Source organism: Gudongella sp. DL1XJH-153 (genome assembly GCF_049310905.1).
Taxonomy (GTDB): domain Bacteria; phylum Bacillota; class Clostridia; order Tissierellales; family Tissierellaceae; genus Gudongella.
Map to the genome: position 1 here is coordinate 1 of NZ_JBMEMN010000006.1, position 21,834 is coordinate 21,834.

Annotated in this window: 23 protein-coding genes; all 23 read right to left on the minus strand. The window is 35.7% G+C overall.

Annotated features, from left to right (window positions below):
* Window positions 1-141: 141 nt before the first annotated feature.
* Window positions 142-915 carry a GTP-sensing pleiotropic transcriptional regulator CodY gene (gene codY, locus ACOEN1_RS03995; protein ID WP_422485148.1) on the minus strand — a complete coding sequence of 258 codons (774 nt, stop codon included), beginning with the start codon at window positions 913-915 and terminating at the stop codon, window positions 142-144.
* Between the two features lie 109 nt (window positions 916-1,024).
* Window positions 1,025-3,103 (minus strand): type I DNA topoisomerase, encoded by a 2,079-nt coding sequence (topA, locus tag ACOEN1_RS04000; protein ID WP_422485150.1) that lies wholly within the window; start codon window positions 3,101-3,103, stop codon window positions 1,025-1,027.
* A gap of 28 nt (window positions 3,104-3,131) precedes the next feature.
* Window positions 3,132-4,223 carry a DNA-processing protein DprA gene (dprA, locus tag ACOEN1_RS04005; protein WP_422485151.1) on the minus strand — a complete coding sequence of 364 codons (1,092 nt, stop codon included), beginning with the start codon at window positions 4,221-4,223 and terminating at the stop codon, window positions 3,132-3,134.
* Window positions 4,224-4,226: 3 nt separating this feature from the next.
* Window positions 4,227-5,753: a YifB family Mg chelatase-like AAA ATPase gene (locus ACOEN1_RS04010; RefSeq protein ID WP_422485152.1), complete on the minus strand. Its 1,527-nt coding sequence runs from the start codon at window positions 5,751-5,753 to the stop codon at window positions 4,227-4,229.
* A gap of 27 nt (window positions 5,754-5,780) precedes the next feature.
* A complete protein-coding gene (locus ACOEN1_RS04015) occupies window positions 5,781-6,137 on the minus strand; it encodes a YraN family protein (RefSeq protein ID WP_422485153.1) in 357 nt (118 codons plus the stop codon).
* 86 nt (window positions 6,138-6,223) lie between these two features.
* On the minus strand, window positions 6,224-6,844 hold the full coding sequence (locus tag ACOEN1_RS04020; protein ID WP_422485154.1) for a ribonuclease HII: 621 nt from the start codon (window positions 6,842-6,844) through the stop codon (window positions 6,224-6,226).
* A gap of 1 nt (window position 6,845) precedes the next feature.
* Window positions 6,846-7,703, minus strand: coding sequence for a ribosome biogenesis GTPase YlqF (gene ylqF / locus ACOEN1_RS04025; protein ID WP_422485259.1), 858 nt, complete (start codon window positions 7,701-7,703; stop codon window positions 6,846-6,848).
* 49 nt (window positions 7,704-7,752) lie between these two features.
* Window positions 7,753-8,100, minus strand: a complete 348-nt coding sequence (gene rplS, locus ACOEN1_RS04030) for a 50S ribosomal protein L19 (RefSeq protein WP_422485155.1) — start codon at window positions 8,098-8,100, stop codon at window positions 7,753-7,755.
* Between the two features lie 99 nt (window positions 8,101-8,199).
* Complete coding sequence (trmD, locus tag ACOEN1_RS04035; protein WP_422485157.1) at window positions 8,200-8,934, minus strand: tRNA (guanosine(37)-N1)-methyltransferase TrmD; 735 nt, start codon at window positions 8,932-8,934, stop codon at window positions 8,200-8,202.
* The gene (gene rimM, locus ACOEN1_RS04040; protein ID WP_422485158.1) at window positions 8,931-9,431 is read right to left on the minus strand and encodes a ribosome maturation factor RimM; all 501 of its coding nucleotides are present in this window, start codon (window positions 9,429-9,431) and stop codon (window positions 8,931-8,933) included. Before rimM ends, trmD begins: the two co-directional genes overlap by 4 nt.
* 23 nt (window positions 9,432-9,454) lie before the next feature.
* Complete coding sequence (locus ACOEN1_RS04045; protein WP_409227457.1) at window positions 9,455-9,685, minus strand: KH domain-containing protein; 231 nt, start codon at window positions 9,683-9,685, stop codon at window positions 9,455-9,457.
* 17 nt (window positions 9,686-9,702) lie between these two features.
* Entirely contained in the window at window positions 9,703-9,972 is a 270-nt protein-coding gene (gene rpsP / locus ACOEN1_RS04050; protein WP_422485159.1) for a 30S ribosomal protein S16, read from the minus strand.
* Between the two features lie 33 nt (window positions 9,973-10,005).
* Window positions 10,006-11,346 carry a signal recognition particle protein gene (ffh, locus tag ACOEN1_RS04055; protein WP_422485160.1) on the minus strand — a complete coding sequence of 447 codons (1,341 nt, stop codon included), beginning with the start codon at window positions 11,344-11,346 and terminating at the stop codon, window positions 10,006-10,008.
* A gap of 17 nt (window positions 11,347-11,363) precedes the next feature.
* The gene (gene ylxM, locus ACOEN1_RS04060; RefSeq protein ID WP_422485161.1) at window positions 11,364-11,723 is read right to left on the minus strand and encodes a YlxM family DNA-binding protein; all 360 of its coding nucleotides are present in this window, start codon (window positions 11,721-11,723) and stop codon (window positions 11,364-11,366) included.
* 79 nt (window positions 11,724-11,802) lie between these two features.
* Entirely contained in the window at window positions 11,803-12,897 is a 1,095-nt protein-coding gene (ftsY, locus tag ACOEN1_RS04065; protein ID WP_422485162.1) for a signal recognition particle-docking protein FtsY, read from the minus strand.
* A gap of 11 nt (window positions 12,898-12,908) precedes the next feature.
* Entirely contained in the window at window positions 12,909-16,484 is a 3,576-nt protein-coding gene (gene smc, locus ACOEN1_RS04070; protein ID WP_422485163.1) for a chromosome segregation protein SMC, read from the minus strand.
* A gap of 62 nt (window positions 16,485-16,546) precedes the next feature.
* Complete coding sequence (locus tag ACOEN1_RS04075) at window positions 16,547-17,629, minus strand: elongator complex protein 3 (RefSeq protein ID WP_422485164.1); 1,083 nt, start codon at window positions 17,627-17,629, stop codon at window positions 16,547-16,549.
* The gene (gene rnc, locus ACOEN1_RS04080) at window positions 17,622-18,341 is read right to left on the minus strand and encodes a ribonuclease III (RefSeq protein WP_422485165.1); all 720 of its coding nucleotides are present in this window, start codon (window positions 18,339-18,341) and stop codon (window positions 17,622-17,624) included. The genes ACOEN1_RS04075 and rnc overlap by 8 nt, the downstream gene beginning before the upstream one ends.
* 16 nt (window positions 18,342-18,357) lie before the next feature.
* Window positions 18,358-18,588, minus strand: coding sequence for an acyl carrier protein (acpP, locus tag ACOEN1_RS04085; RefSeq protein ID WP_422485166.1), 231 nt, complete (start codon window positions 18,586-18,588; stop codon window positions 18,358-18,360).
* Window positions 18,585-19,583: a phosphate acyltransferase PlsX gene (plsX, locus tag ACOEN1_RS04090; protein WP_422485167.1), complete on the minus strand. Its 999-nt coding sequence runs from the start codon at window positions 19,581-19,583 to the stop codon at window positions 18,585-18,587. Before plsX ends, acpP begins: the two co-directional genes overlap by 4 nt.
* Window positions 19,584-19,699: 116 nt before the next feature.
* Entirely contained in the window at window positions 19,700-19,879 is a 180-nt protein-coding gene (rpmF, locus tag ACOEN1_RS04095; RefSeq protein WP_422485168.1) for a 50S ribosomal protein L32, read from the minus strand.
* 13 nt (window positions 19,880-19,892) lie between these two features.
* The gene (locus tag ACOEN1_RS04100) at window positions 19,893-20,408 is read right to left on the minus strand and encodes a YceD family protein (protein ID WP_422485169.1); all 516 of its coding nucleotides are present in this window, start codon (window positions 20,406-20,408) and stop codon (window positions 19,893-19,895) included.
* Between the two features lie 60 nt (window positions 20,409-20,468).
* Window positions 20,469-21,671, minus strand: coding sequence for an acetate/propionate family kinase (locus ACOEN1_RS04105; RefSeq protein ID WP_422485170.1), 1,203 nt, complete (start codon window positions 21,669-21,671; stop codon window positions 20,469-20,471).
* Window positions 21,672-21,834: the final 163 nt, after the last annotated feature.

The following is a 21,834-nucleotide window of genomic DNA, read 5'->3' on the forward strand; positions in this document are numbered from 1 at the left end:
AACCACTTAATTATCTACTGACATTTTCAAAAGATAATTAGACTAGTTTTTACTGACATTTTCAAAAGTTATTGACATATTTTTTTCTTGTTAATCATACTGTACTCATAAATCAGACACTCGAATTGAGTGTCTGAGAATTTACTTAATATTAAGTTCATCTAGTAGTTTTTCGTTTAGAATCTTAATGTGTGTTCCCTTCATTCCAAGCGATCTTGATTCAATAACTCCAGCACTTTCAAATTTTCTCAAAGCATTTACTATAACTGATCTGGTTATTCCAACTCTATCAGCAATCTTGCTTGCAACTAGTAGCCCTTCCATCCCATCCAATTCGTGGAAGATATGCTCCATTGCCTCTTTCTCTGAGTAAGAAAGAGTTCCTATTGCCATTTGAACAATAGATTTTTTTCTAGCGTCTTCTTCGATTTCCTCAGTGGTAGCTCTTAGAATCTCCATCCCAACTACCGTTGCACTGTATTCACAAAGAATAAGGTCTTCAACGGTGAATTCCTTGCCAAATCTTGCAACTAGAAGAGTGCCAAGTCTATTGCCACCTGAATTTATTGGTACAACAGTTGAAATCTTGTCAGGATAATCACATTCTGAAACATTATCAAACACGCAATCTGTAACTTCCTTGATATTCTCGCTGGTTTCCAATACCTTCAGTAGTTCTTCGTTATACTTCTTTGGAAATCTTCTATCTCTTACTACTTCTGAATTAATTATGTCACATTCAAATCCATCAGATAAAGCATAACCCAATACTCGACCTTTCCTGCTGGCAATATATACATTTGCCTCCAGTATATCGGATAAAATCTTACTTAAATCAGAAAATGATACAGGCTGTGATCCATAACTTTGTAAAGTCTTATTCAGTCTTCTGGTTTTTTTTAACAAACTCTCCATATTTTCCCCCTACTAGATTATTTATTCTTGAAATAATTCAGAATATTCGCCATTTATATATAAGATACTACATTTAAGGGAAAATGTACAGTTGTTTTTATTGATTTATTTAAATAGTTTTACTATAGCCACAACTTGAATCAATACATTTTATCGTAGTCTTACTCTTCGATTTTTTAATTACCATTGGACCATTACAGTCTGGACATTTTTCCTTCACAGGCTCATCCCATGATACAAAGTCGCAATCAGGGTAATTATTACATCCATAAAACACGCGACCTTTTTTGGATTTTTTCCTTACAACATCACCACCACATGAAGGACAAGGTACATCTATTTTGTCTACTATTGGTTTTGTGTTCTTGCACTCAGGATAACCAGGGCACGCAAGAAATTTACCAAAACGTCCATGCTTAACAACCATGTTCCTACCACATTTTTCACACAGAATGTCACTTACTTCATCTTCAATCTCAATTTTATCTATTTCTTCCTCTGCTATCTTAAGTTCTTTTTGAAAATCTTTGTAAAACTCTCTGACAACTTCTTTCCATAAAATATTTCCAGAAGCTATATCGTCCAATTCATTTTCAAGATTTGCAGTGAATTTTTCATTAACAACATGTTTAAAGTATTCTGTTAGAAGATCATTTACCAGTAAGCCTAATTCGGTTGGATTAAACGATTTCTTATCCAATACGACATAACCTCTTGATAAGATTGTTGAAATTGTAGGTGAATAGGTACTTGGCCTTCCAATACCCATCTCCTCCATTAGTTTTATAAGAGAAGCCTCTGTAAACCTTGCAGGAGGCTGAGTGAAGTTTTGTTTTGGCTCCAATTTATCAAGTTTAAGAATATCATCTTTAAGCATTGATGGAAGTGACATATCTGAAACTTCCTCATCGGTGGTTGAATAAATCTTCAAAAACCCAAGGAAAATCAACTGTGATCCAGTAGATCGGAATACATACTTTCCATTCAATACTCTAACATTAAGAGTATCATAAAGAGCTTCCTTCATTTGGGAACCCATAAATCTACTCCATATCATTTTGTATAGCTTGTTTTGGTCTTTATTAAGGTATTCCTTAATTGCCTCAGGAGAGTATTCAATGTAGGTTGGTCTTATTCCTTCATGAGCATCCTGGGTCTCTTTCTTTGACTTATTGCTATAGCTTCTGCCACCATTACTGAATTCCTCTCCAAAATATTTCTCAATATGTTTTTTAGCAGAACCCATGGCTTCATTTGAAACTCTGGTTGAATCAGTTCTCATATATGTTATTAAACCTGTTATTCCAACTTTTTTCAAATCTATTCCTTCGTAAAGCTGCTGCGCAACCATCATGGTTTTTTTTGTAGAAAACCCAAGTTTTTTTGATGCATCCTGCTGCATTGTACTGGTTGTGTAGGGTGGATAAGGCTTTCTTTTTCTTTTACCTTTCTTAACTTCATTTACAACAAAATCATTTAATTTTAATTCTTTATGAATTTTGTCTGATTCGTCCTTAGTGTTAATTTCATGTTTTTTATCTTTGCCATTATTATCAAACCCGTAAAAATTTGATTCAAATTGCTGATCATCCTTATTTAGAAGAGCCTTTATGGTCCAGTACTCAACAGGTATGAATTCATCTATTTCCGATTCTCTGTCACAAATTAGCTTAACAGCAACTGATTGTACTCTGCCTGCACTTAAGCCTTTTTTAATCTTTTTCCAAAGCAACGGACTAATCTTATAACCCACCAGTCTGTCCAGAATTCTTCTAGCCTGCTGAGCATCCACAAGATTTTTGTCCAGATTTCGGGGACTCTTAATAGCCTGCTTTATTCTTTCCTTTGTGATTTCATTAAACTCAACCCTGTATTTATCATTTTCATCCAATCCTAAAATGTATGCAAGATGCCAGGATATGGCCTCTCCTTCTCTGTCAGGGTCAGTTGCTAAAAAAACCTTGTCAGCCTTTTTGGCCTCTTTCTTTAAATCCTTTATCAGAGGACCCTTTCCTCTGATATTTATATAATCAGGTTCGAAGTCATTTTCAATTTCAACTCCAAGGCGACTCTTTGGAAGATCCCTTACGTGGCCAACTGAAGCAACTACTTTATAGTTTCTCCCTAGAATTTTACTTATGGTTTTTGCTTTAGCCGGTGACTCGACTATTACTAAATATTTCGACAATGATTACACCTCCGAAGCATTCAAGTTACTAAACAATAGTAAATATCCTGCTGCTCATTTCCTTAATTATTCCTTTCAATTCCAAAATAGTAAGAGTACTGACCACAGTTTGTATATCCAATCCTGAATTCAAGACGATTAAGTCACTGTGAATTGGTCCTTCTTTTAGATACTCCAGTATCTTATTTTCAGTTTCGCTTAAGTCCATATTATCCAGTTTATTAACATTTATAGAATTTTGCAAGGTCTTTAGTTCGCTTACCTCTTCCAGTATATCATCCATGTCAAGTAGCGGTTTAGCTCCATCCTTGATAAGCAGATTTGTTCCTTGACTATAAACACTGTTGATATTCCCTGGAAGAGCAAAAACATCTTTACCTTGTGCAAGCGCGTGATGAGCAGTGATTAGAGAACCTGATCTCTGCTGTGCCTCAATAACTATTATTCCAAGGCTTAAACCTGAGATAATTCTATTTCTCATAGGAAAATGAAAATTATAAGGTTGCGTGCCTGGTGGAAATTCACTGATCAAACAACCATTATCTATTACATTATCATAAAGGTTTTTATTTGATTTTGGATATACCGTATCCAATCCATTCCCTAAGACACCAATTGTTCTTCCAGAATGTTCAAGAGCAGTACGATGGGCTACGGTATCTATTCCAACTGCCATGCCACTTACTATGGTAACTCCCATCTGTACTAATTCTCTGGTGAATTTTTCTGCAGCCCACTTACCGTAATGAGTTGCTTTTCTTGACCCTACTATTCCAATCGCAAGTTGATTATTTGGAAAGATAAGGCCTTTTTTGTACAAAACCACAGGTCTATCAGGTATACACAGAAGCTCCTTTGGAAAATCATCATCTAAGAATGTTATTACATCAACGCTCATTTTTTGTAAATTTTCCAGAAAAATCTCTATACTGGTTTTGTAATCTGACTTTCTTACTATATTTAATGCATTATTGGTTAGTAAGCCTAAATTATGTAATTCCTTAGGTTCAATGTTATGTATTTCTGTAATATCTCCCAGATATGCTATTAGCTGATTAATTACATCACTGTGAATACCAAGACTATTAAGCCATATTAATGTGTTCCTATCCTGGTCCATACACTACCCCCAATATTTTTTATCCAGACTTCTGTATTGGATTGCCTCCAGCAGGTGTTTGTCATCTATACTCTCAGACTCATTTAAGTCAGCTAGTGTTCTGGCAACTTTTAAGATTTTATTATAGGTTCTTCCACTGAATCTTAGTTTATCGAATGCACTTTTCATTATTCTCTCGCTGGAAGCTGTTAATTTGCAAAAACGTTTAATCTCTTTATTACCCATCTGTGAGTTGGTATATAGATTTAATCCCGAAAATCTTTCTTTTTGGATTTCTCGAGCTACAGAAACGGATTTTCTCATCTCATCTGAAGATTTGGATGGAAGATCTGTATTGAGCTCCTCGTACTTAACAGGCAGCACTTCAATATGCAGATCAATTCTATCAAGCAACGGATGACTTATTTTACCCAAATATCTGTCTATCTGATTTTGACTGCATGTACATTGATGTAAAGGATCACCATAGTATCCACATGGACATGGATTCATGCTGGCAACAAACATAAAATCGGATGGATATGACAAGGAAGCGTTCGCTCTGGATATATGCACAAATCCGTCTTCAAGAGGTTGTCTCAGAACTTCAAGCACACTTTTTTGAAATTCAGGCAACTCATCAAAGAACAATACCCCATTGTGAGCAAGAGAAACTTCTCCTGGTTTGGGAATCCTGCCTCCTCCTATGATCGCTACTCCTGAAGATGAGTGGTGAGGTGCTCTAAATGGTCTTTCTTTCATAAGTCTACTTTTGCCAAGAAGCCCTGATATACTATAAATCTTTGTAACTTCTATTGATTCTTCAAACGAAAGATGAGGCAAGATTCCTGGAATTCTCCTGGCTGCCATAGTCTTACCTGACCCAGGCGGACCTACAATTAATAGATTGTGGGCACCAGCTGCAGATACTTCCATAGCTCGCTTTAATCCCTCCTGACCTTTAATGTCCGAAAAATCATATAGTGGTTTATAAACATCAGTAACATCAAGATCATCTGAAACATATGATTTAATAACAAATTCACCAGATAAGTGTTCTACTAACTCTGTAAGGTTTTTTACTGGAATTATCTCAACATCTTCAATTATTCCACATTCATCTTTATTGCCATATGGAATGATGAATTGACTTATTCCCAGTTCTCTCAACGATATCACCATTGGTAGTGCCCCATCTATCGGATTCACAGTTCCATCAAGTGATAACTCTCCTAAAAAGGCAATGTTCTCAGTTGAAAACTCTTGAATCCTACCATCTGCAATAAGAATACCTGCTGCAATCGCCATATCCATTTGTGAACCGTCTTTTTTCAGATTGGCTGGAGCCAAGTTGACAGTGATTCTACTAAGAGGAAACTCAAAACCACTATTTCTAATCGCTGTTCTAACTCTTTCTTTGGATTCTTTTATTGCTGCATCAGGCAAACCAACGATAGTAAACATGGGCATTCCTCTTGACAGGTCTACCTCTACTTCGACAATATGACCGTCCAATCCCTGCAGTACACAAGTTTTGACCTTTGAATACATAATATCTCTCCCTTGCCAGTTGGTCTGTTACAATGAAAATGCATTCTCAAAATGATTAATGGATGTTTTCTCCATGGGGTATACTTCAATTACGTCAAATCTCACTTGCACGTCATATAATTTGTTTTTTTGAATATACATCAAACTGGTATTGGCTATTTTTTTCTGTTTTCTGGAATTTACAGATTCATATGCATATCCGTAATCATTACCCATCCTGGTTTTAACTTCAATAAAAGCTAGTATATCATTATCATAAGCTATTATATCTACTTCACCGATCTTATTCCTGTAATTGGTTTCAAGAACACTGTAACCTTTCTCAGTTAAATAATTAAGTGCAATTTGTTCTCCAAATTTCCCTGTATTGATATGTGTGTTCATTATCTAACCTTCCATTTATCCTTATTTTAGTGCAAAAAAATATTACTACTTTTATATTAACTTATATGCAAAATAATGAAAAGAATCTACTTTCTTGTTTCATTCATTATTTTTCCTAAAAAAGACTTTCTATGCCTTTCTGTGGATCCTAGCTTGATTAATGCTTCCCTGTGTGATTTGGTTCCATAACCTTTGTTCTTTGCAAGATCATATCCTGGATGAACATGATTCCATTCTTGACACATTCTGTCTCTGAAAACCTTTGCAAGTATAGAAGCCGCAGAAATACCGTGTACTAGATTATCACCATCGATAACAGCCTTTTGAGTTATTTCTGAATCAATTACCTCTGCATCTACAAGAATAAATGATGGAGTAAATTTGTTGCCATCATTATCTCTTAAATTATTCAATGCGAGTTTCATGGCTAATCTGGTAGCTTGTTTGATATTGATTCTATCGATTACTTCCGGTCCAACCACTCCAATTCCATATGCTATAGCTTCTTGTTTGATGACATCATAGAGTTCTTCTCGTTTTTTTTCACTCAATTTTTTCGAATCCTTAACACCTTCAATAGTGAAGCCGCACGGAAGTATTACTGCACCTGCGACAACGTCTCCATACAGACATCCTCTGCCTACCTCATCTATACATGCTATAAACTTGTGACCATCCATATAAAGTTTCTGTTCTATTTCAAACATACTACTCTCCTTTTTTAGGGTATTCAAGAGTTATTCTACCCATCATTCCCCTTCTGAATTCATCAAGAATGATTCTGCTAGCCTTTTCATAATCAAATGCTCCAGCTCTCAATAGACAACCTCTCTTTGCAGCTATAGTTTCCATGACTGTCAAAGGACTAGCATCTTCTTCCAGTTGAATACTGTACCTTTCAATAATCGCTTGAGGCTTTACATTCATAAGCTTTTCAATCAACCTTAGAGCCAATGTTTCAGTATCCAGAATTTCATCCTTGATAGCTCCAGTAAAGGCAAGGTTTATTCCTACCTGCTCTTCTTCAAACTTTGGCCATAGAATTCCGGGAGTATCCAATAACTCAATGCCTCCCTTGGTTTTAATCCACTGGTTGGTTTTGGTTATACCTGGCCTGTTTCCAGTTCTGGCTCCTTTTCTTCCTGACAAGCTGTTTATCAAAGTTGATTTACCTACATTGGGAATTCCCAATATCATTGCTCGAATGGGCTGATTTATTATGCCTTTTCTTGCGTTATTAACTCTTTTTTCATCCATGATTCTTCTTGCTTCAGAAACCAGAGCATCTACCCCTTTTCCCGAGATCGAATTCAACAAAATTGATGAGTTCCCTCGATTTGAGTAGTATTCTTGCCAAATTTTATTACCATAACCATCAGCAAGGTCAGATTTATTTAGAATAACAATTCTAGGCTTATTCCCAACAACAGACTCTATAACCGGATTCTGACTGCTATACGGAATTCTGGCATCGAGAAGTTCAAATACAATATCGATCATTTTTAGATTTTTTTGAATGGACTCTCTGGTCTTTTTCATATGACCTGGATACCAGTTTATATTCATGCTCATCTCAACACCCACTTAAATAAAAATTGGGACTGAAACAGTCCCATTAATAAAATCTTTTTTCTTTAACTTTAGCAGACTTACCTTGTCTGTCTCTAAGGTAGTACAGTTTTGCTCTTCTTACCTTACCTTTTCTAGTTACTACAAGTTTGTCAATTCTTGGTGAGTGAATTGGGAAAGTTCTTTCTACTCCAACTCCATATGAAAGTCTTCTTACAGTAAAGGTTTCTCTAGCTCCTCCACCCTGTATTTTCAATACCGTACCTTCGAAAACCTGAATTCTTTCTCTAGTACCTTCAACAACTCTGTAGTGAACTTGTACTGTGTCTCCAACGTTAAACTCAGGGAGATCATTTCTTAATTGTTCATCTTCAAGCATCTTGATAATATCCATTTTGTATCCTCCCTTCTACCTAGACGTTCTTATTCTATAACAGAGGACCGTCCTTACTCATACCTATGGTATTATAGCATACCGTTATATCCAATTCAACTATCTTTTCCCGATTAATTTTAACAAGGAATCCATTAAATCTAGCTGACTCCCTGGTTTTTTCAATTCTTTTAGCATATCCGGCCTCTTCATCAGGGTGGTGCGAAGGGCACTAACCTGCCTCCACATATTTATTTTGGAATGATCTCCGCTTAAAAGCACATCCGGAACCTTCTTTCCATTAAAAACTCTTGGCCTCGTATACTGAGGATATTCAAGTAGACCCTCGTAATGGGATTCTATCTCGTAAGATTCCTCAGAAGACAATACTCCTGGCATCAATCTACTTATTGAATCAATCAATACCATCGCTGGCAATTCACCACCTGTTAAGACATAGTCTCCGATGGATATCTCGTCATCAATGTAGTTTTCAATGATTCTGTTGTCAATCCCTTCATAATGACCTGCTAATAATATAAGATGGTCTTCTTCAGCCAATTCGCCTACAAATGCCTGATCAAGAATTTTACCTTGTGGTGAAAGATATATGACCCTGGAATTGGAGCTTCTACAATCTTCAATGGCAGAATAAATGGGCTCTGGTTTCATAACCATACCTTTGCCTCCGCCAAACGGGTAATCATCGACCCTTTTATGCTTATCTACAGAATAATCCCTGATATTAACTGCTTCAATGTCTATTGCGCCAGAATCAATTGCTCTGCCTACTATGCTGTAACTGCGAAGCATATCAATGACTTCCGGGAAAAGGGTTAATACATGAACTTTCATTCAATCATTCCTTCTATGGGGTCTACAATCATTTTTTTTGATTCTACGTCCACTAGAACTACAAAAGCCTCAACAGCTGGAATAAGATAGTCTTTTCCACTTTTATTTGTTACAACATAAACATCATTTGCGGAGTTCTGAATAACATCTGTTATAGTACCTATCAATGATTCCATTTTGTCATAAACACTGCAACCTAATAAATCAGAAATAAAGTAATGATTTTCAGGTAGTTCTACTTTGTCATCTTCATCAACATAAACATACTCATCCTTGAAATTCAATACCTTGTTAATATCTTCAAACCCTTCGAACTGAAGGAGTACAATGCCTTTATGGAGCTTGACACTATTCAATTGTACCTCGATTTTCTTGTCTCCGATATAAACCTTTACAAGATCAAAGAACCTCTCTGTAGAATCAGTTAGAGGATAAACCTTAAGGTCTCCCTTGATACCATGAGTACCTGTAATTTTCCCAATTATTGTGTATTCCATTGTAACACCCGCCAGTGATTCGTTTATTGAATGATTTCTACAACCACTCTTTTGTTATCCTTAATAGCAGCCGCCTTAACAACAGTTCTGATGGCCTTCGCTATTCTTCCTTGTTTCCCTATGATTTTCCCCATATCATCCGGTGCAACTTTCAATTCTATGATAATTGATTGGGATCCTTCCACTTCATTTACACTGACTTCGTCAGGATTATCTACAAGTGCTTTTGCAATAAATTCTACCAGTTCACCCATTGTATGCACCTCCGTTACTATTCTGCAGTTTTTTCTTCATCATTTTCGTACAAACCACTATTCTTGAAAAGTCTTTCAACAGTTTCAGTTGGTTTTGCACCATTCTTAAGCCATTTTACAGCTTTTTCGTTGTCGATTTTCACTGTTTTTGGTTCGGTAAGAGGATTGTAATATCCTAATTCTTCAATAAATCTACCATCTCTTGGTGATCTTGAATCAGATACAACAATTCTATAAAAAGGAGTCTTCTTAGCACCCATTCTTCTTAGTCTTATTTTTACAGCCATATATTTCACCTCCTAATAAAAAATATTATCTATTTAGAAAAAGGGGAAACCTGCCTTCCCTTTTTTCTTCGATGGTTTACTCATGTCAGTGAACTTCTTCATCATTTTTTTTGTTTCCTTGAATTGTTTAAGAAGTTTATTGACATCTTGTACGTTAGTCCCGCTTCCATTAGCAATACGTTTTCTTCTGCTACTGTCAATCATATCGGGGTTGTCTCTTTCCTTTTTGGTCATGGACTTGATTATTGCTTCTATTCTGGAAAGTTCTTTGTTGTCTACATTTAAACCCTTGAGAGCCTTTGAGTTCATACCTGGTATCATCCCAAGTATCTCATCCAATGGTCCCATGTTTTTCATCTGATCAAGTTGATCAAGAAAATCATCAAATGTGAACTGGGAAGTTCGCATTTTCTTTTCCAGTTCCATTGCTTTATTTCCATCTATATTAGCCTGCGCTTTTTCAATTAAACTAAGAACATCTCCCATTCCCAGGATTCTTGAAGACATCCTGTCAGGATGAAAAGGCTCAAGCTGGTCAAGTTTCTCTCCAACACCGACAAACTTTATCGGTTTATCTGTTACAGCTCTAATCGACAGAGCTGCACCTCCTCTTGCATCACCATCAAGCTTTGTAAGTATTACACCTGTAATGCTTAGCTGGTTGTTGAAGGCTTCTGCAACATTAACAGCATCCTGTCCTGTCATTGAATCAAGTACAAGTAGAATGTCATCTGGCTCGGTTGCTTCTTTTATTTCTGAAATTTCATTCATCAGGTTCTCATCAATATGAAGTCGACCTGCTGTATCTATAATTATTACATCATTGCCATTTTTTTTGCCATGCTCCATTGCTGCTTTTGCGATATCAACAGGACTGTGTTTGTCACCCATTGAAAATACAGGAACGCCTACCTTTTCACCAACAACCTCCAACTGCTTGATGGCGGCTGGTCTATAGATATCACATGCTACCAATAAAGGTCTCTTGCTTTGTTTCTTTAGGTTGTTTGCAAGTTTTCCTGAAGTTGTAGTCTTACCGGCACCTTGAAGTCCACACATTAAAATAACGGTTGGTGGTGTTGAAGCCATATTAAGCTTTACTTCCTTGTCTCCCATTAATGACGTCAACTCATCATTAACAATCTTTATGACCTGTTGTCCTGGCGTTAAACTCTCAAAGACTTCCGCTCCCAGAGCTCTCTCTTTTATTTTTTTTATAAAATCCTTTACTACTTTGAAATTGACATCAGCTTCCAATAAAGCCAGTCTTACCTCACGAAGGGCAGCATCCAAATCTTTCTCGCTTATCTTCCCTTTTCCCTTGAGTTTTCCCAAAGCATTCTGGAGTTTTTCCGATAAACTTTCAAATACCAAAATGGAACCTCCTATACCTATAACAAAATGTCGGAAATCAGATTTTCTATCATCTTTGCCTTTTCTTTTATTTCTTCATTAGATGATTTTTCACCAATTATCGAAATCTCCCGTGCCAAGTTTCTCGATTCACGGATAGCATCTTGACTTTCATAGAACTTGTCTACAAGCCCTAGCTTTTCTTCGTACTTAATAAGTTTTTCCTCTGCTCGCTTAAGGGTATCAAATACACCCTGTCTGCTAATTCCCAGCACTTCTCCAATTTCAGTCAAGCTCAAGTCATTCGAGTAATAATACTCAATAATCTGATATTGTTTAGGGCTCAACAGTTTTCCATAGAAATCAAACAGTATTCCAATTCTGACCAGCTTCTCCATTTTATCACCAACTTATTATAGTGTCAAGCATTATCCTTGACACTATAATATTATTTTATTTACTCTCAATTGTCAATGCTTATTCAAAAATGGCGTCTATAAAACTCTCTGCATCAAATGGTTGAAGATCCTCCACTTTTTCTCCCACACCAATGATTTTAATTGGAAGTTTAAGCTCAGTTTGTAATGCAATTGCTACTCCACCCTTTGCAGTTCCATCCAATTTAGTAAGTGCTACACCAGTTATATTTGCTACTTCCTTGAAGACTTTTGCTTGATTTATAGCATTTTGCCCAGTGGTTGCATCTAGTACCAGTAGAACTTCTTTTGTTGCTTCACCATATTCTCTTTCTACAATTCTAAATATTTTATTCAGTTCGTTCATTAGATTAGATTTATTGTGAAGCCTACCTGCAGTATCACAAATCAAAATATCCGCTTTTCTTGCTTTCGCAGCCTGGATACCATCAAAAATAACTGCTGCAGGGTCAGAACCTTCTGTATGTGATATTATTTCCGCACCTGCTCTATTACTCCACTCTTCAAGCTGTTCTATTGCAGCTGCTCTAAAGGTATCTCCAGCAGCTATCAATACTTTCTTCCCGTTCTGTTTGAAACCGTATGCTAATTTACCGATTGTTGTAGTCTTTCCAACTCCATTAACTCCAACTACCAAGAGTACTGACGGATGGGGCAACAGCTTAAGTTGGTTGTCAGGAACCGACTCCAGCATAAGCTTTTTGATTTCATCTTTGAGTAAACCTGTTACTTCATTTGGATCGCTGACTCTTTCTTCCTTTACTCTTACCCTTAGTCTGTTTATGATCATCATTGTTGGATTTACTCCTACATCAGCTGATACCAATACATCTTCCAGGTCATCAAATAGTTCATCATCAACACCCTTATATCCACTAATTATATCCTCAATTTTATTACTCATATCTTTTCTTGTCTTTGAAAGTCCGCTTTTTAGTCTATCCAATAATCCTGTAGGTTCAGAATCTGTTGTATTCTTATCATCAGTACCATCAATAATTATATTCGTTTCCTCTGATATTTCAGATTCATCGAATCCATCTTCTTCATCCAAAGCATCCGCAGTATTTTGGGACTCAAGAGTTTGATTGTATTCTTCCCTGTCCTTTTTATCCTTTTTGAACCAATTAAACATATTGTTTCCTCCTAACTAGCAATTTCATCATAGTCCTTGAGTTTTAGAGAAATCATTCTACTGACCCCTTCTTCCTCCATAGTAACACCATATAAAACATCTGCAATCTCCATAGTTGTTTTTCTATGAGTGATCAATACAAACTGCGTATCGTCCTCAAGGCTGTTCAGATAAGCTGTATATCTACTAATATTTGCTTCATCAAGTGCTGCATCAATTTCATCAAGTATGCAAAATGGTGAAGGTTTTGTTTTGAGTATTGCAAACAGGAGGGCTACAGCAGTAAGTGATTTTTCTCCTCCTGAAAGAAGTGTTAGGCTTTGAAGCTTCTTACCTGGAGGTTGAGCCATAATTTCAATTCCTGCAGTTAAAATATCATCTTCCTCTTCGATTTCCAAACGGGCTTTCCCACCATTAAACAAAACTGAAAATGTTTCACTGAATCTTTCATTGATTTCTTGAAAAGACTTTTTAAACTGTATTCTCATCTTTTTTTCCATACCTTTTACTACGGATTCAATATCTTCCTTGGCACCATTTAAATCTATAATTTGTTTATTGAGGAAATTGTATCTTTCAACAATGGTTTCATATTCTTCAATTGAACTAATATTAACATTTCCCAAATCCTTTATAGCTTGTTTTGTATCAGAAATTATTTTTTTTGTACCTCGAATGTCTTCTATGTCTGCATAGAGTTTTTCGGCTTCTTCAAGTGTCAATTCATAATCGTTTTCAAGTTTCTCCAATATGTTATCAATCTGTAATTGAGATTTTGCCTGATCTACTTCCAGCTTGTTCAACTCTCTCTCAACAGTGCTCTGTCTTTTAGTTAATTCGCGGAGTCTATCTTGTAACTGATAAAATTCTTTCATCAATGACTCTTTATCTTGCACCTTTTTTTTCAGAAGACTAGATTCTTCTTCCTCGATTGTTGCCTGTTCCTGGATATATTCAATTAGATTCATCTTCTCAACAGTATTATCTTGTATCTCCTTCTTTATCCTTTCAAGATTTTCTTCTTTTAGTGATACTGATTCCCTTGTTTCAACAATAGTATTTTGATTCTCCTGTAGTCTTTCATTGTGATTGCTAAGAGTCCTTTCAATTGCATTTAGTTTTATTCTTGTTTCAGTAACTTCGTTGTCAAGTATGTTTTTTACACTTCTCTTTTTATCATATTCTTTCTGTAATCGATTCAAATTTGCTTCAAGCTCATCATGACTGTTTTTTAATTGACTCTGGCTATTATTCAGTTCATTCTTTCTTATATCAAGTTCATTTAACTCATTTTGCAACTCAGAAATTTCATTCTCTTTTGATATAAATGATTCCTTCTGAACTTTATATTGGTAATCCATATTATCAATATCTTTTTCAATTTCTGTTATATTCAACTTAACTTTAGAAAGACTCTGAACCAAAGCATCTTTATCATTTGAATAAATCTCAATTTCATTTTTCAATTCATCTATACTGGATGTGTATTTATCTACATCAAGCTTAAGAGACTCAATTTTTACACCTAAATCAAGAAGGGTTTGTTTTCTGTTTAGAATGCTAATGGATTGATTACTTGTACTTCCACCTGTTAAGCTTCCTCCTGGATTAATGATTTCTCCATCCAATGTTACAATCCTTGTTTTGAATCCGGTTTTTTTTGAGTATCCTAAAGCATCCTCAACAGATTTTGAAACTATTGTCCTTCCAAGTAGATTCATAAATACATGGTCATAATCAGAATCATTATTTAAGATACTGGCTGCCGTACCAATAATGTTAAATTGCTTCATATCATTATCAGATACACTTACTTCCCTACCTGTAATAGTATTTAGAGGCAAGAATGTAGCTCTTCCTTTTTTTCTTGTTTTTAAATAGTCTATCAATCTTCTTGCACTGGTATCGTCTCTTACAATAATATTTTGAATGGATGAACCCAGTGCAACCTCAATAGCTTTCATATACTTCTTATCAACAGTAAATAAATCGGCAACTGTGCCTATGAATCCTTCCCCCAAGACTTTATCTTCATTAATGGCCTTGATTAATGACTTAACACTATTGTAATAGCCTTCATATTCTCTTTCCATGTTTTTATATAGTTTTTGTGATGATCTTGAGCTTTCAAGCTCTGCTTGATAGCTTTGCAAACTAACTTCATCAATGGATATTTTGTCTCGACACTTTGAGATATGAGACTCTGTTTGATTGATTTTATCCTCGATTTCATCTCTTGAAATAATCTTTTCATCCAACTCTTTGTGTTTGATATCCAGTTCAGATATTAACACTAGTTGTTTTTTGTCAATTGTATTCTTTTCGTTAATAATAGTATCCAGTCTGGTTTCTATGCTTTCCTTAAATGAAAGAATAGTATTGCTTTCACTTCTTTTATCAGATAGAGATGAGTATGTTTCCATTGTCAGTCTCTTTAGTGCATCTATATCATTTTCCAGTTTTGATAGTTCCTGATTTATTTTTTCTCTTTCCTCTTGTTTATCATTTAGGTATTTCTTGAATACATGCGATTCATTTTTTAGTCTCTCGATCTCCTCCACTGAAGAATCCATTCTGGTATCTCCTGATAGCAGAAAGTCTCGATCTTTTTTAATCTCTTCACTTAATCTTTTGATTTCCTTCTGAAGATGAGTCTCTCTTTCATCCAGAATCTTAACCCGATTCTTTGATTTCTCATATTCTTGTATGTTTTCCATCTTTAAAGTGCGTTTCTCTTCAATTATAATTTCCAGCTGTTCTATACTTGTCTTCAAAGTATTGTAGCCTTCTTCTACTTGAAGATTATCTGCATCAATAATTTCTTTTTCATTTTTTAAAGACTCTTTTCTAAGTTCAACATCCTCTAGCTTATTATTTAGTCTTCCTACTTCATAAACCGACAAACTTGAATCCAAACGTCTTAGTTGCCCATACAACTTTTGAAATTCTTTAGCTTTTTCAGCTTCAAGCTGTAAGTTTTCTTTCTGATTTTTTATTTCATATAGTAGATCTCCTAATCTTGTCAAGTTAGCCTGAGTTCTGTCAAGTTTTCTTAAAGCTTCTTGTTTTTTCGTTTTATATTTGACTATACCAGCAGCTTCTTCAAATATATTTCTTCTATCTTCAGGCTTATTGGATAGTATTTCATCTATCTTACCCTGCCCTATAATCGAATAACCTTCTTTTCCGACGCCTGTATCCATAAATAATTCTCGGATATCTTTTAGCCTACATGAATTCTTGTTTATGTAATACTCACTTTCTCCTGATCTGAACATTCTTCTGGTTACTGCAACCTCATTATATTCGATAGGTATCTTTCCGGATGAGTTGTCAAAAATAATTGTTACTTCAGAGTATCCAAGGGCTTTTCTCTTTTCAGTTCCCGAAAATATTATATCCTCCATTCGCGTGCCTCTAAGATTCTTTACGCTTTGCTCACCTAAAACCCATCTTATTGCATCGGCAATATTGCTTTTGCCGCTGCCATTAGGCCCAACAATGGCTGTTACCCTGTCATTAAAGACTACTTCAGTCTTTTCAGCAAAAGACTTGAATCCTTGAATCTCAACTTTTTTTAGGTACAATTTTTTCACTCCATTTCCGGTTCGTAGTGCCATCCCTTATACCGGTTTCCAGACGGAAACCTTTATAAGGGATTATTTTTATTGTATAATTCCGTTTCATATTTTAAATCAATGAAGATTTCATTATCGTCAAAAGCTAGAACAATTCTATCGTCATCTTTTTTACCTGGAACTATTCTCAATTTTACAAAATCAAGTTCACGCTTTAACAATTCTCTGTTTTTACCATGTTGCCCTGCAATTACAGAAGCCATTGAATTTGAGCATTCTATTACAATGCTTTTTCCCTTTACATTAATTCTATTTCGATATATATTTTCAAGGAAAAGAGATTTAAAAACTGTTTCCTCTACCAGTTGTCTGAATGCTGGATGAAATGGTCCTGCCACAACATCTCTTCCCATTTGAATGTTTTCTGTTGGTTGAAGTCCAATTCTTATGACCGGAATATTATGTGCTTTGAATACCATGAGTATCTCAGCTGAAATCTCAATCGCTTCATTCAAACTAATTGGCTTGTAATTTCCTTCTTGCATTAGTCTTTCAAGAGCTGTATTCCTAATTACCAGGGTTGGATATATCCTTATCATATCAGGACTCATTTCTAAAATCCTCTTAGCTGTGGATAAACTTTTTTCTTTAGTATCTCCTGGTAAGCCTAGCATTATTTGGTGACCAAGTTTGAAGCCCCTTTTTTTTATTAATTTACTTGCTTCATAAACGTCTGTATCGGTATGTCCTCTTTCGCTTTGAATCAAAACATCATTGTCCAATGACTGAACTCCCAATTCTATTATATCCACTGCATAACTTTCCAGAAGATTAAGTATTTCATCGTTAATTGCATCTGGTCTTGTTGACAGTCTTATGTTTTGGATTTGACCACTCATTTTATATTCGAAAGGCACAGCAAGAAGTTGTTCCTGAATACCTTTTTCTATGGCTGTAAAACTGCCACCATAGAAAGCAACTTCTATAAAAGAATCTTTTTTGAATGTTTTAAGATGTTCATCAATAATCTTCTTTACGTCAGTTGTTGTAATATCAGTTGAAAGACCTGTTATCTTTCTTTGATTGCAGAATACACAATCATGCGGACAACCAAAGTGTGGCACAAAAATGGGTATAATATAATGTCTAGTCATAATCCCCACCCATTAGAATCAAAGCCTCTTTCGCAGCCATCTGCTCAGCTTCTTTTTTATTTCTTCCTATTCCTGAGCCGATAATATCTCCACCAATTGATACATCTACATAAAATAATTTATCATGATCCGGACCTTCTTCCTTTGCTACGGAATAAGCAAGCTTTTCTCTACTTATTTTTTGAAGTTTTTCCTGCAAAATAGTTTTGTAGTCTACGAAAAGTGAACCTCTTGCTACCGCTTTTACAATAATTGTCTCAAAGTTCTTCAATAAAAACTCTTTAGCGGTTTCGTAATTGCTGTCCATAAAAATTGCACCTGTGATTGATTCACTTGCATCAGCTAAAATCGAATCCCTGTCTCGCCCTCCAGTATTTTCTTCACCTTTGCCAAGAAGTAGAAAGCTTCCTAAATCTATCCTTCTTGCCGCGAGAGCCAACGAAGGTTCAGAAACAACTTTCGCTCGTATTTTTGTAAGTTCACCTTCAGGGTAAAATGGATATTTCATAAATAGATATTCACTTACAACCAATCCCAGGACCGTATCTCCAAGAAATTCTAGTCTCTGATTGCTTTTGCTGGCATGCAATCCATGCTCATTGGCATAGGAACTATGTGTTAATGCTGTCTCAAGAAGTTCTATATCTTCAAATTGATACCTTAGTTTCTTCTGTAATTCATCAAGTTTACTAAATTCAGGATATCCATTCATGAAAACACCTCCAAATTTACTCTATTTTACCTTTAATGTATTGCTTGGCATCTCCAACAGTCTTAATCATTTCCACATCATCATCATCAACCTCTAAGCCAAACTCATCTTCAAGAGCCATTACAAGCTCAACCAAATCAAGAGAATCTGCATTTAGATCATCTCTGAATGATGTTTCCATAGTGATGTCTTTTTCAGGCACATTAAATTGTGTTGTAATAATATCGATTAGTTTTTTTGTAATCATTGTATTCCTCCATCAACTAGTTTATTTTCTATTGCTGCTATTACATCTCTTTCAATGAAAGTTTTAAGTTGACCTATGCCATTCTTAAACGCGTAATAATCAGAGCTTCCATGAGCTTTTACTACAGGTTTTGTGGTCCCAAGCAGTGGTGCTCCTCCGTGTTCCCTGTAATCAAGTCTCTTTTTTAATATTTTAAGCTGTGGTTTTAGGAGTAGTGCCCCAAGCTTTGATCTAAAATCTGCCGTGAATGTTTCCTTTAAGAGTGAAAAAATCGAAGATGCCATTCCTTCAGTAAGCTTGAGTACAACATTACCCACAAATCCATCACAAACCATTACATCTGCAATACCATAGGGCAAGTCCCTGGCTTCAATGTTACCAATGAAATTAATATTAGATTCCTTCAGTGAATGGAAGGTATCTTTTGATAATTGGTTTCCTTTTGACTCCTCAGTACCAACATTAACGAGACCCACCCTAGGGTTTTTAACTCCCATTACCTCTTCCATATAAATTGAGCCCATTGAAGCAAATTGACTTAGATATTCAGGTTTTGTATCCATATTAGCTCCTGCATCAACAAGCAGTGAAACTCCTTTAAGTGTTGGGTATAGTACTGTTAGCGCTGCTCTGTCGATCCCTTCAATCCTCTTGACTATGAACAGGCCACCTGCTAGTAGCGCGCCAGTATTACCTGCAGATACAAAACCCTCACCTTTACCATCAGCTAGTGCCTGCATACCAACCACAAGAGAGCTATTCCTCTTTCTTCTGATTGCCAATGTAGGATTTTCATCATTAGTTATGATTTCGGGAGCATCCATTACCATTATTTTCTCAATCGGATAGGTATATTTTTTTAATTGATTCTGAATCTTCTCTTCAGGGCCAGTAATTATTACGTCTATACCATATTCTTTTACAGCCTCAACAGCTCCTTTTACGGTTGATTCAGGAGCATTGTCTCCTCCCATTCCATCTACAATTATCCTCATTTTATCCCTCATTTTTTCTTATTTGTCGAGCAAACATTCAACAATGACATTTAAGCTTATCATATCTATTTTAGCACATAAAAAAAAGATAGTGAAGCTAATCACTATCTTTCTCATTACTCGACTACAATTACTTCCCTGTTCTTGTAATAGCCACAACTTCTGCAAACTCTATGTGGTTGTTTGGGCTCATGACATTGTGGACATTCAACAACTGTGGTTTTATTAAGTCTATAGGAAGACGCTCTTCTTTTGTCTCTTCTGGCTTTAGAAGTTTTCCTTTTTGGTACTGCCATTTAAAACACCTCCTTAATCATTTAGAGAAAGTTCCCTTAACTTTTCGAATCGTAAATCGCCTGTTTCAACGTTGCAGTCACATGTACCTTCATTAAGGTTCTTACCGCATTTTTGACACAAACCTTTGCAATTCTCGCTGCATAAAAATTTCATCGGTAGGGAACTTGCTATCTGATTCCAAATATAAGTAGCGATGTCTACCTTCATGTCTTTGTAGTAAACGATCTCATCAGATTCCTCATCTTCGATGTTGTTCCCTGCTTTTTCTTCCATCAATTTTCCTGTAGCCTTGAAACTAATCTCATTGCTGCTCTCAGCAAGACACCTGTCACAAGGAGCTTGATAAATATAACTACCTTCTGTTTCAATGAGTATTTCGTCATCTACCATATAGAAAGTGCCTTCTATATGAATTGGATCAACAATTGAGGAAATATCCTCATTTGCAAACTCACCACTAGATATGTCAAATGAAAAACTCATGACTTGTTTGCCGCTATCAAGAAAATTTGATAAATCAATTATCATAGTTGTCACCTCTTAGACTAACAGTACTATTATATATATGAGGGACATCTTTGTCAACAACTATCTTGCGCTGACCAATCCCAAAGTATCTCTCGCAATCATAAGTTCCTCATTTGTTGGTATTACCATAATCGTAGCACTTGTAAGATCTTTGCTTAGAACAGCTTCCTTACCTCGTATACCGTTGTTTAAACTGTCGTCAATTCTAATATTTAGACACTCAAGTCCATCACAAACCATTTTTCTAATTACATCAGAATTTTCACCGATTCCTGCTGTAAATACAAGAACATCAATTCTGCACATTTGTGCAGCATATGCAGCGATATACTTCTTAACTCTGTTGGTAAATACCTTCAAAGCAAGAGCTGCCCTCTCATTGCCTTCTTCTGCAGCTATTTCAAGGTCTCTGAAATCACTGCTTAGTCCAGATATCCCAAGAACACCTGATTCTTTATTAAGCATATTGTTTACCTGATCAAAAGTCATACCTTCCTTGTCCATTAGAAATGGAATTATTGCAGGGTCTATATCACCTGATCTGGTACCCATAGCTAGACCTTCGAGAGGAGTAAATCCCATACTTGTATCAACAGACTTTCCACCTTCTATTGCAGTAACACTTGAACCATTTCCAAGATGACATGATACAATGTTTAAATCCTTTATATCTTTATTCATTAGCTCAGAAGCTCTTAAAGATACGTATTTGTGTGATGTTCCGTGGAATCCATATCTTCTTATTTTGTATTTTTCATAATATTCATATGGAATGGCATAAATATAGTTTTCAGCCGGTATGGTTTGATGGAAAGCTGTATCAAATACTCCAACCATTGGTGTATTAGGCATCAATTCCTTGCATGCTTCTATTCCCATGATATTAGGAGGATTATGCAGCGGAGCAAGTTCAATATTCTTGTTCAGTGCATCCATAACTGCTTTATCTATCATAACTGAACCTGCAAAGTCTTCTCCACCATGTACTACCCTGTGTCCTACTGCTCCAATCTCATCCATTGATGTGATTGCACCATGGTCTTTGTCAATAATTACCTTAAGTACAAGTTCAATCGCCTTTTTATGGTCTTCCATCTTCTCTTCTATTACCACTCTTTCCTTTCCAGTGGTATCATGCTTTATTTTGGAACCTTCTATTCCTATTCTTTCCACTAGCCCTTTTGCCATAACTTCTTCTCCCTGCATATCAATAAGCTGATATTTCAATGAGGAGCTTCCACAGTTCATTACTAAAATTTTCATTTACAGACCTCCTATCAGTATTTCTATATCAATAGTATTATATTTATGTTAAAAAATCAACAGAAGAAACCAAAAGCTTTAATAAAACCAAGATTAGTTTCCTAGAAAACCGTATTGTCATATACATAAAACCTGTACTTAAAAATTTATAGGCATTTTTATT

Bases quoted from the DNA above. Each gene is read 5' to 3' on its own strand.
- codY (WP_422485148.1), bottom strand. From the start codon at position 915: ATGGAGAGTTTGTTAAAAAAAACCAGAAGACTGAATAAGACTTTACAA.
- dprA (WP_422485151.1), bottom strand. From the start codon at position 4,223: ATGGACCAGGATAGGAACACATTAATATGGCTTAATAGTCTTGGTATT.
- ACOEN1_RS04010 (WP_422485152.1), bottom strand. From the start codon at position 5,753: ATGTATTCAAAGGTCAAAACTTGTGTACTGCAGGGATTGGACGGTCAT.
- ACOEN1_RS04015 (WP_422485153.1), bottom strand. From the start codon at position 6,137: ATGAACACACATATCAATACAGGGAAATTTGGAGAACAAATTGCACTT.
- ACOEN1_RS04020 (WP_422485154.1), bottom strand. From the start codon at position 6,844: ATGTTTGAAATAGAACAGAAACTTTATATGGATGGTCACAAGTTTATA.
- ylqF (WP_422485259.1), bottom strand. From the start codon at position 7,703: ATGAATATAAACTGGTATCCAGGTCATATGAAAAAGACCAGAGAGTCC.
- rplS (WP_422485155.1), bottom strand. From the start codon at position 8,100: ATGGATATTATCAAGATGCTTGAAGATGAACAATTAAGAAATGATCTC.
- trmD (WP_422485157.1), bottom strand. From the start codon at position 8,934: ATGAAAGTTCATGTATTAACCCTTTTCCCGGAAGTCATTGATATGCTT.
- rimM (WP_422485158.1), bottom strand. From the start codon at position 9,431: ATGGAATACACAATAATTGGGAAAATTACAGGTACTCATGGTATCAAG.
- ACOEN1_RS04045 (WP_409227457.1), bottom strand. From the start codon at position 9,685: ATGGGTGAACTGGTAGAATTTATTGCAAAAGCACTTGTAGATAATCCT.
- rpsP (WP_422485159.1), bottom strand. From the start codon at position 9,972: ATGGCTGTAAAAATAAGACTAAGAAGAATGGGTGCTAAGAAGACTCCT.
- ylxM (WP_422485161.1), bottom strand. From the start codon at position 11,723: ATGGAGAAGCTGGTCAGAATTGGAATACTGTTTGATTTCTATGGAAAA.
- ftsY (WP_422485162.1), bottom strand. From the start codon at position 12,897: ATGTTTAATTGGTTCAAAAAGGATAAAAAGGACAGGGAAGAATACAAT.
- ACOEN1_RS04075 (WP_422485164.1), bottom strand. From the start codon at position 17,629: ATGACTAGACATTATATTATACCCATTTTTGTGCCACACTTTGGTTGT.
- rnc (WP_422485165.1), bottom strand. From the start codon at position 18,341: ATGAATGGATATCCTGAATTTAGTAAACTTGATGAATTACAGAAGAAA.
- acpP (WP_422485166.1), bottom strand. From the start codon at position 18,588: ATGATTACAAAAAAACTAATCGATATTATTACAACACAATTTAATGTG.
- plsX (WP_422485167.1), bottom strand. From the start codon at position 19,583: ATGAGGATAATTGTAGATGGAATGGGAGGAGACAATGCTCCTGAATCA.
- rpmF (WP_422485168.1), bottom strand. From the start codon at position 19,879: ATGGCAGTACCAAAAAGGAAAACTTCTAAAGCCAGAAGAGACAAAAGA.
- ACOEN1_RS04100 (WP_422485169.1), bottom strand. From the start codon at position 20,408: ATGATAATTGATTTATCAAATTTTCTTGATAGCGGCAAACAAGTCATG.
- ACOEN1_RS04105 (WP_422485170.1), bottom strand. From the start codon at position 21,671: ATGAAAATTTTAGTAATGAACTGTGGAAGCTCCTCATTGAAATATCAG.